General features: G+C 70.1%; 13 protein-coding genes. 8 read left to right on the forward strand and 5 right to left on the reverse strand.

Annotation, left to right across the window (positions count from 1 at the left end; all coding sequences use genetic code 11):
* Positions 1–88: 88 nt before the first annotated feature.
* The 4 genes from NP777_RS42775 to NP777_RS42800 are packed head-to-tail and all read right to left on the reverse strand — an operon-like array spanning position 89 to position 5,838.
* Positions 89–520: a hypothetical protein gene (locus tag NP777_RS42775; protein ID WP_256655600.1), complete on the reverse strand. Its 432-nt coding sequence runs from the start codon at positions 518–520 to the stop codon at positions 89–91.
* Positions 517–5,025 carry a putative T7SS-secreted protein gene (locus NP777_RS47925; protein WP_305890715.1) on the reverse strand — a complete coding sequence of 1,503 codons (4,509 nt, stop codon included), beginning with the start codon at positions 5,023–5,025 and terminating at the stop codon, positions 517–519. Before NP777_RS47925 ends, NP777_RS42775 begins: the two co-directional genes overlap by 4 nt.
* Complete coding sequence (locus NP777_RS42795; RefSeq protein ID WP_256655601.1) at positions 5,025–5,546, reverse strand: hypothetical protein; 522 nt, start codon at positions 5,544–5,546, stop codon at positions 5,025–5,027. Before NP777_RS42795 ends, NP777_RS47925 begins: the two co-directional genes overlap by 1 nt.
* Positions 5,539–5,838: an SseB family protein gene (locus NP777_RS42800; RefSeq protein WP_256655602.1), complete on the reverse strand. Its 300-nt coding sequence runs from the start codon at positions 5,836–5,838 to the stop codon at positions 5,539–5,541. Before NP777_RS42800 ends, NP777_RS42795 begins: the two co-directional genes overlap by 8 nt.
* Before the next feature lie 316 nt (positions 5,839–6,154).
* On the opposite strand from NP777_RS42800, the gene NP777_RS42805 reads away from it, so the two are divergent.
* The 4 genes from NP777_RS42805 (at position 6,155) to NP777_RS42820 (ending at position 9,331) form a co-directional block, all read left to right on the forward strand.
* Complete coding sequence (locus NP777_RS42805; protein ID WP_256655603.1) at positions 6,155–7,024, forward strand: MBL fold metallo-hydrolase; 870 nt, start codon at positions 6,155–6,157, stop codon at positions 7,022–7,024.
* A gap of 236 nt (positions 7,025–7,260) precedes the next feature.
* Positions 7,261–7,965, forward strand: coding sequence for a 3-oxoacyl-[acyl-carrier-protein] reductase (gene fabG / locus NP777_RS42810; protein ID WP_256655604.1), 705 nt, complete (start codon positions 7,261–7,263; stop codon positions 7,963–7,965).
* 5 nt (positions 7,966–7,970) lie between these two features.
* Entirely contained in the window at positions 7,971–8,741 is a 771-nt protein-coding gene (fabI, locus tag NP777_RS42815) for an enoyl-ACP reductase FabI (protein ID WP_256655605.1), read from the forward strand.
* A 266-nt stretch (positions 8,742–9,007) separates the two neighbouring features.
* Positions 9,008–9,331 (forward strand): hypothetical protein, encoded by a 324-nt coding sequence (locus NP777_RS42820; protein ID WP_256655606.1) that lies wholly within the window; start codon positions 9,008–9,010, stop codon positions 9,329–9,331.
* 120 nt (positions 9,332–9,451) lie between these two features.
* On the opposite strand, the gene NP777_RS42825 is transcribed toward NP777_RS42820, so the two are convergent.
* The gene (locus tag NP777_RS42825; RefSeq protein WP_256655607.1) at positions 9,452–10,126 is read right to left on the reverse strand and encodes a FadR/GntR family transcriptional regulator; all 675 of its coding nucleotides are present in this window, start codon (positions 10,124–10,126) and stop codon (positions 9,452–9,454) included.
* Between the two features lie 154 nt (positions 10,127–10,280).
* Here NP777_RS42825 and NP777_RS42830 point away from each other — a divergent pair, with 154 nt between their 5' ends.
* The 4 genes from NP777_RS42830 (at position 10,281) to NP777_RS42845 (ending at position 12,863) form a co-directional block, all read left to right on the forward strand.
* Positions 10,281–11,594, forward strand: coding sequence for a CynX/NimT family MFS transporter (locus NP777_RS42830; protein WP_256655608.1), 1,314 nt, complete (start codon positions 10,281–10,283; stop codon positions 11,592–11,594).
* Positions 11,595–11,742: 148 nt separating this feature from the next.
* Positions 11,743–11,859: an SGM_5486 family transporter-associated protein gene (locus NP777_RS42835; protein ID WP_256655609.1), complete on the forward strand. Its 117-nt coding sequence runs from the start codon at positions 11,743–11,745 to the stop codon at positions 11,857–11,859.
* A gap of 151 nt (positions 11,860–12,010) precedes the next feature.
* Entirely contained in the window at positions 12,011–12,229 is a 219-nt protein-coding gene (locus NP777_RS42840; protein ID WP_256655610.1) for a hypothetical protein, read from the forward strand.
* A 115-nt stretch (positions 12,230–12,344) separates the two neighbouring features.
* Positions 12,345–12,863 carry a SixA phosphatase family protein gene (locus NP777_RS42845; RefSeq protein ID WP_256655611.1) on the forward strand — a complete coding sequence of 173 codons (519 nt, stop codon included), beginning with the start codon at positions 12,345–12,347 and terminating at the stop codon, positions 12,861–12,863.
* Positions 12,864–13,027: the final 164 nt, after the last annotated feature.

Here is a 13,027-nt window from a genome sequence, read left to right on the forward strand (position 1 = left end):
CAGCCGCCGGCTCCACTCGGCGAGCAGCCCGGTCTTGTCGGAGTCGGCCGCGTCGAAAGGGTTGATGTCTTGTGGACGTGCACCGTCCTTACATCATGGGGATTGGTGCTCGTGGATCGTCGATGTCGACTGTGATTTCCACCGTGGAAGTTGAGACGAAGGTGGCGACGTTGTTGATCAAGTGGATCTGATCAAATGGATTCGAATCCATGAAGAAGATCGCCCAAACTAGTGAGCGATCGGTGGTCAAGCGGGCGATAAAACCCTCGGAGCCATAAGAGCCCTCGCCGCCCCACAGTAGCCCCCGCCCGCCCAAGTCTGTCTCGACAAGTCCATCAACTGAGGATGTCCATGATGGATCATCCGCAAGCATGCCACTCAAATCGAAAGGCGCCTGGATCGTTAGTCCGCTCGATGCTTCGGGAGTGAGGCTCACGTCGAAGGATTGCCCATCGGCGAAGTGCAGGGCATCTCGGATGGGGAGCTGAAATTCTTTCCACAGCTCTGTGATGGTGGTCATTTCCCCTTCTTGCATTTATTGTTCCGAACGTGATCTGGTCTCTGTTCTAGTCCCGTTGGCGGCACAGGCTCACCAAGCTCATTCCTGTTCCGTGCTGAGTTCATGCGTCTTCTGAATTGCTCTGCCCAGGTTCGCCCAGTTGTAGAATCAGGGTGGACAGCATTCGGGTCGACGTGTTCGATTGCCACGGGCGCCCCAACTTCGCGCGCCGCATCAAGCCTTCGGTTGTCGTATGACACCAGTTGACCGTCTACCTCCATGACTCTCAAAGCCGCTCCAGGTTGGCGCCAATCCCATTCTCCAGAGCGCATCTTCTCTGCGTAGTCGTTCGGAGATACGGTGCGTTGTGAAAAGTTTATATCGTTAGGGTTGGCCCATTCTACGCCGTCATCCCCGGCGAGCCCTAGGTGATCACTCCAAGTGTGGGGATTGTCGACATAGCTTGTCGCATTGGGGGCTGGAACCAATCCGAGCGGGTCAGGGGTGGTGTACCGAGCAGATTCCGGGTCGTAGTGGCGGAAATAGTTGTAGTGGAGGCCGGTTTCCGGGTCGGCGTATTGGCCGGGGAAGCGGAGGGGGCAGTCGGCTGAGCCGGGTGGGGCGGGGAGGGGGGTGCCCCAGAGGGTGGTGCGGTGTTGCCAGGCCAGGGTGCCGTCAGGGGTGACCAGTTCGGTGGGGGTGCCGACCAGGTCGGTGATGATGGCGTGGAGGCGGGCGTCGTATTCCGCTTGGGGGGTGGTCTTGCTCAGGGGCGGGCATGGGGTTTCCGCTGGGGCACCCGGTATGTGGTGCTCGGTTTGGGTCAGGGGGCGGTGGGTGTCCGGGGCATAGTCCCAGGTCAGTGTTGTGCCATCGGCCGCTGTCTGTTCCGCCAGGCGGGTGCCGTCCCAGGTGAAGTCGATTCGGTCGGCGGCCGTGCCGTCTTTCGCGAGGCGTTGTTTCGCGGTGCGGCGGCCCAACGGGTCATAGGTGTAGTGCCAGTGGTCGCCGTCCGGGGTTGTCGCGTCCGTCAGGCGGTCTTCGGGGCTCCAGGTGTAGGTCCACGTTCGGGTCTGGCCGTTCAGCAGCTTGCGGGTGCGGCGGGTGAGGCGGCCCTGGGCGTCGTGTTCGTATGTGGTGCGGCCTGCTCGGTGGATCACCGTGCCGGTGACCTCGCGGTCGCCGGGCGCCTCATGGCCCGGGGCCGTGGCGTGCGTCAGGTTGCCCGCCGTGTCGTAGGCGTACGTCTCGGTCCACCCGTGGGCGTGGACCGCCGTCACGCGCCCGACCGGGTCGAGGTCGAAGCGGCGGGTGCCGGACGTCAGCTCGCGGATCTCGGTGAGGTGGTCGTCGGGGCGGTAGCCGTACGCCCGGTGCTGGACGAGGGCGTTGGCCGGGCCGGTGACGGTCTGGCCCGTCAGGCGGTCCAGGGCGTCCCACGCCTGGGCCAGGGTCACGTCGTCGCCGAACGTACGTGTCGTCTCGCGGCCCGCCGCGTCGTACGCGAAGTGCAGGGAGTTGTCCGCCGTGGTGAGGGACAGCGGGCGGCCTGTCGCGTCGTAGGTCCAGGTCGAGCGCAGGCCGCTCGGGGTGATCCGCTCGGTGCGGTTGCCCGCCGCGTCGTATGCGTACGACGTCGTACGGTCGCCCACCGTCTCCGTCAGAACCCGGCCCCGCGCGTCATACGTGCGGCTCAGCTCCGTGTCCGGGTTCGCCGCCCGCGTCAGGCGGCTCGCCGCGTCGTACGCGAACGTCGTCTCCGTGCCGTCCGCCGTGCGCGTGGCGACCGTGCGGCCCAGCGCGTCACGCGTGTAGGCCAGCGATTCGCCCGCGCCGTTCGCCCGGGATATCAGGCGGCCCGCCGCGTCGTGCTGGTACGACAGCGTGCGCCCGTTGAAGTCGGTTTCGGCGCTGAGCCGCCCCGCCCCGTCATACGCGTACGTCCACGTCAGGCCCTGCGGGTTCGTGACCCCGGTCAGGCGCAGCTCGGTGTCGTACGTGAAGGCGTACGTCGCCCCGTCCGGGTCGGTCCGGGTCGCCGGGAGGTCGAAGTGGGTGTGGGTGTGGCGGGTGGTGTTGCCCGCCGGGTCGGTGTGTTCCGCGAGGTTGCCCTCGGCGTCCCAGGCCCAGGTCTCGCGGCTGCCGTCCGGCCGGGTGCGCCAGGCGGGCTTGCCCTCGATGGTCCAGCCTTGGCGGGTGACATGGCCCAAGGGGTCGGTGACGCGCGTGATGCGGCCATGGGTGCCCCGGCGGACCGTGGTCGTGTTGCCCAACGCGTCGGTGACCTCCACCGGCAGGCCCGCCGCGTCGCATACGACCCGGGTCGTGTGGCCCAGCGCGTCCGTGACCGAGGTCAGGTTCCCCGACTCGTCATACGTGTAGTGCGTCTCCGCGCCCATCGGGTCCGTCGTCCGGACGCGGTTGCCCCGTTCGTCGTACGCGTGGCGCCACACGGCCCCGTCCGGCTCGCGGACCTCCAGCGGCCTGCCGTACGTGTCATACGTGGCCGTGGCCACCGTGCCGTCCGGGCGGGCGACGCGTATCAGGTTGCCGGAGTCGTCGTGCGTGTAGTGCGTCTCCGCGCCCAGTGGGTCGGTCACCGACAGCGGACGGCGGCCCGGTCCCAGGGCCCACTCGGTGCGGGTGGTGTGGCCCAGGGCATCGGTGCGGGCCACCGCCCGGTACGCCTCGTCGAAGACATACGTGACGCGGTGGCCGAGCGAGTCCGTGTAGACGGTGGTGCGGGACGCCTCGTCGTAGTGGAAGCGGCCGGTCATCATGTCGTCCGAGCCGATGGTGCGCAGCACCCGGCCCCGGTGGTCATAGACGTACCCGAAGCTGGTGCCGTTGCGGTCGGTCCAGGACGTGACGCGGTGCTGGTCGTCGTAGGTGAACCGCATCGGCTCGGCGGCGGAGTTGAAGACCTCGGTCAGGTCGCCCACCGCGTTGTAGCCGAAGGAGACCAGCACGGTCCCTCCCTCGGCGTCACCCACGCCCAGCAGCCGCAGCCCGGTGACGCGCATCAGCTCCGGGTCGGTGTCGATCGCGATGCGGTACCCGCCGGAGTGCGCCACCTCGCGCGGGGTGCCGTCCTCGTCGTACGTGAAGGTGATGGTCCGGCCGTTGCGGTCCTCGATCACCGTCAGGGGGAGTTCGTTGCCCGCCAACGGGTCGAAGCGCAGTGTGCGCCCCTGCTCCGGGATCTCGATCCGCATCGCGCCGCCCGCCGCGCCGTCCCAGCGCAGCGGCCAGCGCGGGCCCCGCGCCGGATAGGTGTCCTCCCCGGGCGTCGGCACCCCGTAGCGCAGCACCATCCCGTCGGCCGTGACGAACACGATCCCGTCCGCGTCCAGCTCCAGCCGCTGGTCCAGCGTGGCCGCCCAGGTGCGGCCGAACCAGCCGCCGCAGGTGTGCCCGGAGACGAACGTGCGCTCCAGGACCAGGGGGAGCGCGCCGGGCAGGGACACGTCCGTGGCCGGCATGACCATCTCGCCGGTCGCGACGTCGACCGGGTCGCCCTCGCAGTTCCTGTCACGCGCGTGCTGGTCGTGTGTGCCCTCACTGTCCGCCCGCCGGGACGCCTCGCCGTCCCGGCCCAGGACCTTCTTGCGGGCCGCCAGCCGCTGGGCGGCGGTCCGGCTCGTCCCGAGCTCCTTGCGCAGGGCGCTCGCACCGCCCGTGGCCAGGGCGAGCAGCAGCGACGGGGTGATCTCGCCCGCCGCGCGCAGCGGGTCCTTGGACCACATGTCCCAGTTCGTGACCGCCTTGGCGAACTCCTTGGGGTGCTGGGCCGCGTACGCCGCGCCGTCCACCATCCCGGCCAGTTGCATCGCGAAGCCCTGGGCGTCGCCCTTGAGGAGCGAGGCGGGCAGCTCGGCCGCGCCCAGGATGCCGTAGTGGACCTTCCACAGCCCGTCCTTGAGGCCGCCCCCGACCTTCTGCCAGTTGCTCGGCTTGTTCGGGGCCTTCTCCGCCGCCTTGTCGATCTTCTTCTTCGACGCGTCGACGACCAGCCGCAACTCCTCGATCAGCTTGTCCAGCCGACCGATACACGCCTCCATCGCGGCGATGCCCGGATCGGTCTCCGAAGGCTTCTCCGGCAACCGCTCGTCGCCGCGCGTCACCGCGTCGTTGTACGACTCGACCTTCTTGCCGTGCGCCCTGGACGCCGCCCGCGCCGCGTCCGCGTCCTCGATGATCGGCTCACACCGCTTCTGCACCGACCGCAGCTTGGTGGCGTACGCCGCCAGTGCGCTCGCCGCATGGGTGAACTGGTCATGGCCCGAGGTCAGCTCCTTCGGCAGCCGGTCGACCGCCGTCCGGAACTCGCTCGCGCCCTTGCCGGACCAGTCCGCCAGCTCCAGCGGCCGCAGCTTGTCCTTGCCGTCCTGGAAGGCACCCGCGTACGCGCGCAGCTCCAGCACCAGGTCGTCGATGTCGTCCGGATTGCCGGGGATCAGATCCTTGGGCTTGGCGTCCTCCGGTATCCGTATCTGCGGGGGCCGCCCCGCGTCCGGATCGCCCATCAGGACTCGTCCCCGTACTCACTCTGTAACGTGCGCGCGAACTTCGACAACGCCGTGTCCTCCGGGCGCTTCTCCATTTCCGGCGCGCCCACATGGTCCCAGGACCACTTGCCCGCCGCGCCCGAGGGGAGCTTGGCCATGTTCTCGTCCGAGGGCCAGAAGTCCTTGATCCGCATCAGATCCGCCAGCATGTACCCGGCTATCGCCTCGTACAGCCGCTCCACCACCGCGTCCGCGTGATCGGCCAGCTCGCCCATGCCGAAGCCCCACTCCTTGAGGAACCCCTTGCCCGATTCCAGGAGTTCGGGGGCGCCGCAGTGCTGGAGATAGGCCGTCAGCTTCTCCTGGTGGTTCCTCGCGGCTCGGGCTCCGACGACCGACTCCTCCAGCGGGGCGATCAGGCCCTTCACCGAGGCGATCTCGATCTTGTAGCCGTCGGCACCCTCGTTGCCGCCGTACTTGCCGTGTTCGCCGCCCTCGCTGGGGGCGCGGTTCACATTCCTCGCGTCGGGATCAGCCACCGTCGGCCCCCTCCGTGTCGCGCAGTGTCGCGGCGTCCAGCAGGAAGGGGCGCTCGCCGAGTGGGTCCACCAGCGCCCGTACGCCCTCGGGCAGCAGGCCCACCAGGTCCTCGACGGTCGTGGACGCCCATCCGCACGCCCCCGCGAAGCGCGCGAGCCCCTCCAGTGAGGTGAAGACCGGCACCAGCGGGCCGTCTTCGGCGGTCTCCGAGACCAGGAAGCCCGGCTCCTCCGGACGCTGGAAATACAGCCGCGCCCTCCGCAGCGCCGCCCACTTCTCCGGCTCCGACATCCGCGCCGCGGTCTCCTGGCGGATGAGGTCCGCCAGTGTCGTTCTGCCCGCCTGACCAGGCGGTCTGCTGTCCCCTCCCCCAAACATGCGGGCCATCTTCGCACAGGTGACTGACACCAGTGGTGACCGCCGCGCGACGCGCCGTGATGAATGGGTGGACCTAAAGGTCTGGACCAATATCCGAGATTCACGGACCCGTGAGAGAGGCCGGGGCCAGGAAGTGCAAGATCGGCAGGGTCTACCGGTTTTGTCCGCGACTGGCTATCCCTGGAAGTGCGGTCCGGGCCAGGGCCGCATTCCTGGAAGGAGCCCGGTCATGGACGACTGGTACGTGGACGACCGCTGTACCAACTGCGACGTCGCCCGGCAGCTGGCGCCAGAGTTGATCAGCGAGGTCGGCGGGCAGTCGGAGGTCGTGCGTCAGCCGCGCGACGAGGCGGAGACGCGGCGCCTGCACGCGGCCGTCTTCGCCTGTCCCACCCGCTCGATCCGCCGGACGTCCGGGCCGCCGGACCGGGCGCTCGACCCGTTCCCCATGGCGCTGGACGACGGGGTGCTGATCTGCGGCCACAATTCCCAGCACACCGCCGGGGCCAACTCCTATCTGCTGCCGCGGCCGTCCGGCACGGCGATGATGATCGACACGCCGCGCTGGAGCCGGGAGCTGGCCGGGCGTTACGCGGCGTCGGGCCCCGTCACCGATGTGCTGCTGACCCACCGCGACCACGCCGCACACGGCCGTCGCTACGCGGACCACTTCGGTGCCCGGCTGTGGATCCACGAGGGTGATCTGGACGCGGCGCCCGACGCGGACCGGGTGATCCGGGGGTTGGAGCCCGTGGAGATCGGCGAGGGGGTTACGGCCCATCCGCTGCCGGGCCACACCCGGGGCAGTGTGCTCTACCTCGCGGACGACCGGTACTGCTTCAGCGGCGACAGCATCTACTGGTCGCGCGCGATCGGAGACCTGGCCGTCGCGGAGAGCGTGACCTGGTACTCCATCGAGGAGCTGGCCGCCTCACTGGCGAGGGTGGCCGGACGGCTGCGTTGCGAGTGGATGCTGCCGGGGCACGGGGACCGGTGCCGTCTGGACGCCGACGAGATGTCCCGACGTCTGCGGGCGCTGGCGGAGCGCACGGGGCTGCTGCGGCCCCGGCCGATCGACTTCACGGCCGTCCGCTGGTGACGGAGCGGCCGGGTGACAGAGAGGCCGGGTATCAGAGAGGTCGTGATCGGGTCCGGCGGGTGCTCGGTGACCACTGGGCTTCTGTAGGAAGTCGACAGGGAGGGACACACGCCCCTGTGGCTGCCCGATTCCTCCTCGGGGGCCTTGGACCGATAGTTTGCGAGGGTAGGGGTCGGCACGCACTGTGACGTCCGGCTCGACACCGACATGAGAGATCGACAAGAGAAGGTGGTCCCTTGAGCCGCTCGGTTCTCGTCACCGGAGGCAACCGCGGCATCGGCCTCGCCATCGCCCGTGCCTTCGCCGACGCTGGCGACAAGGTCGCCATCACCTACCGGTCGGGTGAGCCGCCGGCCGGCTTCCTCGCGGTCAAGTGCGACATCACCGAGCCGGAGCAGGTCGAGCAGGCGTACAAGGAGATCGAGGAGAAGCACGGCACGGTCGAGGTCCTGGTGGCCAACGCCGGGGTCACCCGCGACCAGCTGCTGATGCGGATGTCCGAGGAGGACTTCGCCGCCGTCCTCGAGACCAACCTCACCGGCACGTTCCGCGTGGTCAAGCGGGCCAACCGGGGGATGCTGCGGGCCCGTAAGGGGCGCGTGGTGCTGATCTCGTCGGTCGTCGGGCTGATGGGTTCGGCCGGTCAGGCGAACTACGCCGCGTCCAAGGCGGGCCTGGTGGGCTTCGCCCGCTCCCTCGCCCGCGAGCTGGGCTCGCGCAACATCACCGTCAATGTGGTCGCGCCCGGATTCGTCGACACGGACATGACGCGTGCGCTCAACGACGACCAGCGCGAGAACATCGTGAAGCAGGTACCGCTCGCGCGATACGCGCAGCCCGAGGAGATCGCCGCCTCGGTCCGCTTCCTGGCCTCCGACGAGGCCGCGTACATCACTGGAGCCGTCATCCCTGTCGACGGCGGATTGGGCATGGGTCACTGAACGTCATGAGTGGAATTCTCGCTGGTAAGCGCATCCTGGTCACGGGCGTCATCACCGAGGCGTCCATCGCCTTCCACGCCGCCAAGCTGGCCCAGGAGGAGGGCGCCGAGGTCATCCTCACCGGCTTCGGCCGGGTCTCCCTCGTCGAGCGGATCGCCAAGCGGCTGCCCAAGCCCGCCCCGGTCATCGAGCTGGACGTGCAGAACCAGGAGCAGCTGGACGGCCTGGCCGACAAGGTGCGCGAGCACCTGGGCGAGGGCGTCGACCTCGACGGCGTGGTGCACTCCGTCGCCTTCGGCCCGCAGGGCGCGTTCAACTTCCTCGAGGGCACCTGGGAGGACGTCGGCACGGCCGTGCACGTCTCGGCCTACTCCCTCAAGGCGCTCACCATGGCCTGCCTGCCGGTCATGGAGCGCGGCGGCTCGATCGTCGGCCTGACCTTCGACGCCCAGTTCGCCTGGCCGAAGTACGACTGGATGGGCGTGGCCAAGGCGGCGCTGGAGTCCACCAACCGCTACCTCGCCCGCGACCTCGGCGAGCGGAACGTCCGCTGCAACCTGGTCTCCGCCGGGCCCATCAAGTCCATGGCCGCGAAGTCCATCCCCGGCTTCGAGGAGCTCGCGGACGTGTGGAACCACCGGGCCCCGATCGGCTGGGACCTGACCGACCCGGAGCCGGCCGGCCGCGGCGTCGTGGCCCTGCTGTCCGACTGGTTCCCGCGCACCACGGGCGAGATCGTGCATGTCGACGGCGGTGTGCACATGATGGGTGCCTGAGCCCACGGCCGCGCCCATGGCGTTTCCGCGCGACGGCCGCCGTCCCGCTCCCGCGCACCGCGGGTCCGGGCGGCGGCCGTTCCGCGTTCGCGTTCACCCGTTCGGGGGAGTAGGACGCGCGTACGGGTGGTGAGTACACGCACTCTGGAGTCATACGCCCCGTAACGCCTGATACGCCCCATACCCGAGGTGCTCCTGACACGCCTCGCACGACGAACCGACTCACCGGAGCGCCGGCGCCGGCGACACGGCCGAGGAGGTCCCGCATGCGTACGACCCGCCGTGTCGCGGCCGCGGTGCTGCTCGTAGCCACGGTGGGTCTGGTCATCGCCGCATCCAGCTCCGCCGCGCAGGACCGGCCCCGGCCGCGCCAGGCCGCCTGCAACACCACGGTGCGCGGCTCGCACGCCACCGTCGACTGCTTCAACCCCAATCCACGCGTCGACCGGGTGCAGTTGCATGTCGAATGCGCCCACTGGTGGGACCCGGACATGGACGCCCGCCCGGTGGAGGTCGGCCCGGCGCAGTATGTGCGGCTCGCCGAGCGCTGCTGGAAGGAGATACGGAAGGCATGGGTGAGCCACCGCTGAGCGCGGGGCCCTACTACGGCCGCTACTACGGTCACTACTCACTACTACGGTCACTACTACGGCCACTGCTGGGGCCATTGCTACGGCCACTAGCACGGCCGCTACTGGGAAACGGGTCGCTCAGCGGCTCCGGAAACGGCAGCCGAACGGGTGGGTGCTTGCCTCGGCCGCCGCCCGTTCCCCGTCCCCCTCCCGGATCGCCTCCACCAGCCGTCCGTGGTCCACATACGTGTCCGGGCCCATCCCGCTGTCCACGTCAGCGCGCAGGAAGTCCCGTACGACCGCGCCCAGATCCGCGTACAGCTCGGCCAGCACATCGTTGTGCGCGGCGGCCACGACCGCCATGTGCAAGGTGGCGTCCGCCTCGACGAAGGCGTCCGGGTCGCCCGCCTCCCAGGCCCGCTCGCGCCGGTCCAGCTGGGCGTCCAGCTGCTTGAGCTCCGGCTCGGTACGGCGCTCCGCGGCCAGCTGGGCCGCCTTGGTCTCCAGGGCGCTGCGCAGCTCGGCCACATGACGGGGATCGGCGGCGGCGAAGCGGCGGTGCATCACCCCGGCCAGTTCGCTGGTGGCCAGTACGTACGTACCCGAGCCCTGGCGGATGTCCAGCAGCCCGTTGTGCGCGAGGGCGCGCACGGCCTCCCGCACGGTGTTGCGCGCGACCCCGAGCTGCTCGACCAGCTCGGGCTCGGTGGGGATCCGCGAGCCCACCGGCCACTCACCCGAGGTGATCTGGGCGCGCAGCTGGGCGATCACCTGGTCGGCGAGGGCGGAGCGCCGGGGCGAGGTCAGCGGCATAACTCTCCTGTGCGTGCGTGCGTGCGGCGGATGCGATGCGGACGGGGCCCCGAGGTGGGCAAACGGACGCCCCTTCCATGATGCCGTCCGGCCGTTACCGGGTGGTCGCTATCCACTGGACGAGCATTCATCCCATCATTCTATGATGGTCGGCATGCATACGCCCCCCTCTGACGACCTCGCGACGCCCGAGACCGCCGCCTCCGCGCCCCAACCGGCGGAACCGGAAGGACCGCGCCGCGTGGCCTCGCCCTGGCGCGGCCGCGTCATGGCGGCAGGGCTCATGCTCGCCGCGCTCAATCTCCGTCCCGCCGTCACCAGCCTCGGTCCGCTGCTGGAGGAGGTCCGCGACGGCCTCGGGATGAGCGGCACGGTCGCCGGAGTGCTCACCTCCGTGCCCGCGGCCTGCTTCGCGCTCTTCGGGCTCACCGCGCCTCGGCTGGCCCGGCGCTGGGGGCCGGGGGCCGTCGTCTGCGCCGGGCTCGCCGCCATCGCCACCGGTCTGCTGCTGCGCCCCTTCGCCGGCGGGACCGTGGTCTTCCTGGCCGCCAGCGCGCTCGCCCTGGCCGGGATCGCGGTGAGCAACATCCTGATGCCGGTGATCGTCAAGCGCTGGTTCCCGGACCGGGTCGGCGCGATGACCGGGCTGTACTCGATGGGCCTGTCGCTGGGCACGGCCGCCGCCGCGGCGGCCACCGTGCCGATGACCGACGCGCTGGGCGGCTCCTGGCGGAGCGGGCTCGGGGTGTGGGCGCTGCTCGCCGTGGTGGCGCTGGTGCCCTGGCTGTTCCTCGCCCGCGCCGGTGCGAGCGGCCCGGAGGCGGGCGGTACGGATACGGAGGCACCTGCCGCGGCCGAGACCGCCGCGGCCCCCGCCGGCGCCCCCGCGATGCGCGTCACCCGCTCCCCCCTCGCCTGGGCCATGGCCGTCTTCTTCGGCTTCCAGGCCACCGCCGCGTACATCTCCATGGGCTGGATGCCGCAGATCTTCCGGGACGCGGGAGTCTCCGCCTCCACCTCCGGTCTGCTGCTGGCCGTGATGATGGCGATGGGCGTGCCGCTCGCCTTCGTCCTGCCGCGGATCGCCGCCCGGCTGCGGCACCAGGGCGTCCTGGTCGTCATCCTCGGCGTCTTCGGGCTCACCGGTTACGCCGGGCTGTGGCTGGCCCCGGCCGAGGGCGCCTGGGCGTGGGCCGTGCTGCTCGGCATCGCCAACTGCGCCTTCCCGCTCGCCCTCACCATGATCGGGATGCGGACGAGGACCCACGCGGGCGTCGTCCGGCTGTCGGCCTTCGCGCAGAGCGTCGGCTATCTGCTGTCCATCCCGGGCCCGCTGCTGGTCGGCGTGCTCTACCAGCACAGCGGCGGCTGGGGGCAGCCGCTCGCGCTGATGGCCGGGTTCATGGTGCCGCAGATCGTCGCGGGCGTACTGGCCGGACGCGACCGCCACCTCGAGGACGAAGGCTGACGGGCTCGGAGTCTGACGAGCACGGAGTCTGACGAGCACGGAGTCTGACGAGCACGGAGTCCGACGAGGACGAAGGCCGACGAGCGCACGGCACGACGAGGGCGAGGGGCCGGGCGGTCTCGCGAACCGGGGATGGGACACTGGTGTCATGCCAGTGCTCGATGAGAACCCCCCGAACGGCCAGAAGAAGCTCCTCGTCATCTTCGGCGTGATGCTGGGCATCACCGCGGTCATCGCCGTGATCGCCACCATCGCCTCGCCCTGACCTGGGGCGGCAGCCGGATGGTGGGGCTGGCCCCACCATCCCCTAGGGGGCAGGGCTCAGGGGTAACTGGGTGGCTCACCGGATGGGAGGCGTCCCGCCCGCTCCGTACCGTCGAACCATCGACACGTTCGGCGACCCCGGAGGCGATCCCATGTCCGCCCGCACCCATACCCGGCACACGCACCCGGTGGACAGCGGCATGGACACCCGGCTGCCGTGGTGGGCCGTCGCCCTCCCGGCCGTGGCCTTCGCGGCGCTGCTGCTTCTGCTGACCGGACCCACCGACGCCCACGCCGACAGCGGTGGCTCAGGGCCGGTCTCGCAGGTCGTGGAGTTGGTGCGGCGGAGCCTCGGGGAGGCGGCACCGTGACCACCGTAGGCGGTGGAGATCAGTTGTGTCCGCCATATCGCGGGTGTGCTCACGTTTGACGAGGTCGTTCCAACACCCTGCGCCTCGTGCACCGATTCATGCGAAGCTGGGACGCATGAGCGTCGATGTGCCCCGCAGGATTGTCCTCCTTCGACACGCCAAGGCCGACTGGCCCCAGGTGGCCGACCATGAGCGCCCGCTCGCGGAGCGCGGCCGCAATGACGCCCCGATCGCCGGGCGCCGGATCGCGGAGGCCGGTCTCACCCCCGAACTCACCCTCTGCTCCACCGCACTGCGCACCCGTGAGACCTGGAAGCTGGTGGTCCACGAACTGCCGCAGCGCCCCAAGACCGTCTACGAGGAGCGGCTGTACGACGCCCCGGTCGGTCAGCTCATCGAGGTGATCAACGAGACTTCGGACGACATCACCGACCTGCTGGTCGTCGGCCACAACCCCGGGATGCACGGCCTCGCCGACGCGCTGGCGGGCGAGGCCGACGAGGACGCCAAGGAGCGCATGGACCGCGGTGCCTTCCCCACCTCCGCGTTCGCGGTCGTGACGTTCAGCGGCTCGTGGAAGTCGGTCGAGATCGGCTGCGGGCGGCTGACCAGCTTCTGGGCGCCCCACGAGTGAGCCGCCCGGGTCCTGCTCCCGGCTGATCCGCCGTGCGCGCTGATCCACCGGACGTGCTGATCCACCGTACGCGCTGATCCACCGGAGGTGCCGCCCCGGACGTGCCTTCCCGGGCATGATCCCGGAGCCCAACGCACCGGCCCCCGCTCCACCGTCGTCGTAGC

Source organism: Streptomyces rugosispiralis (assembly GCF_024505145.1).
GTDB lineage: Bacteria > Actinomycetota > Actinomycetes > Streptomycetales > Streptomycetaceae > Streptomyces > Streptomyces rugosispiralis.

Excerpts from the sequence above, each read along its gene's own strand:
- fabI (WP_256655605.1), top strand. The coding sequence starts at position 7,971 with ATGAGTGGAATTCTCGCTGGTAAGCGCATCCTGGTCACGGGCGTCATC.
- NP777_RS42800 (WP_256655602.1), bottom strand. The coding sequence starts at position 5,838 with ATGTCGGAGCCGGAGAAGTGGGCGGCGCTGCGGAGGGCGCGGCTGTAT.
- NP777_RS42835 (WP_256655609.1), top strand. The coding sequence starts at position 11,743 with ATGCCAGTGCTCGATGAGAACCCCCCGAACGGCCAGAAGAAGCTCCTC.
- NP777_RS42840 (WP_256655610.1), top strand. The coding sequence starts at position 12,011 with ATGTCCGCCCGCACCCATACCCGGCACACGCACCCGGTGGACAGCGGC.
- NP777_RS47925 (WP_305890715.1), bottom strand. The coding sequence starts at position 5,025 with ATGGGCGATCCGGACGCGGGGCGGCCCCCGCAGATACGGATACCGGAG.
- NP777_RS42775 (WP_256655600.1), bottom strand. The coding sequence starts at position 520 with ATGACCACCATCACAGAGCTGTGGAAAGAATTTCAGCTCCCCATCCGA.
- NP777_RS42805 (WP_256655603.1), top strand. The coding sequence starts at position 6,155 with ATGGACGACTGGTACGTGGACGACCGCTGTACCAACTGCGACGTCGCC.
- NP777_RS42830 (WP_256655608.1), top strand. The coding sequence starts at position 10,281 with ATGCATACGCCCCCCTCTGACGACCTCGCGACGCCCGAGACCGCCGCC.
- NP777_RS42825 (WP_256655607.1), bottom strand. The coding sequence starts at position 10,126 with ATGCCGCTGACCTCGCCCCGGCGCTCCGCCCTCGCCGACCAGGTGATC.
- NP777_RS42845 (WP_256655611.1), top strand. The coding sequence starts at position 12,345 with ATGAGCGTCGATGTGCCCCGCAGGATTGTCCTCCTTCGACACGCCAAG.
- NP777_RS42820 (WP_256655606.1), top strand. The coding sequence starts at position 9,008 with ATGCGTACGACCCGCCGTGTCGCGGCCGCGGTGCTGCTCGTAGCCACG.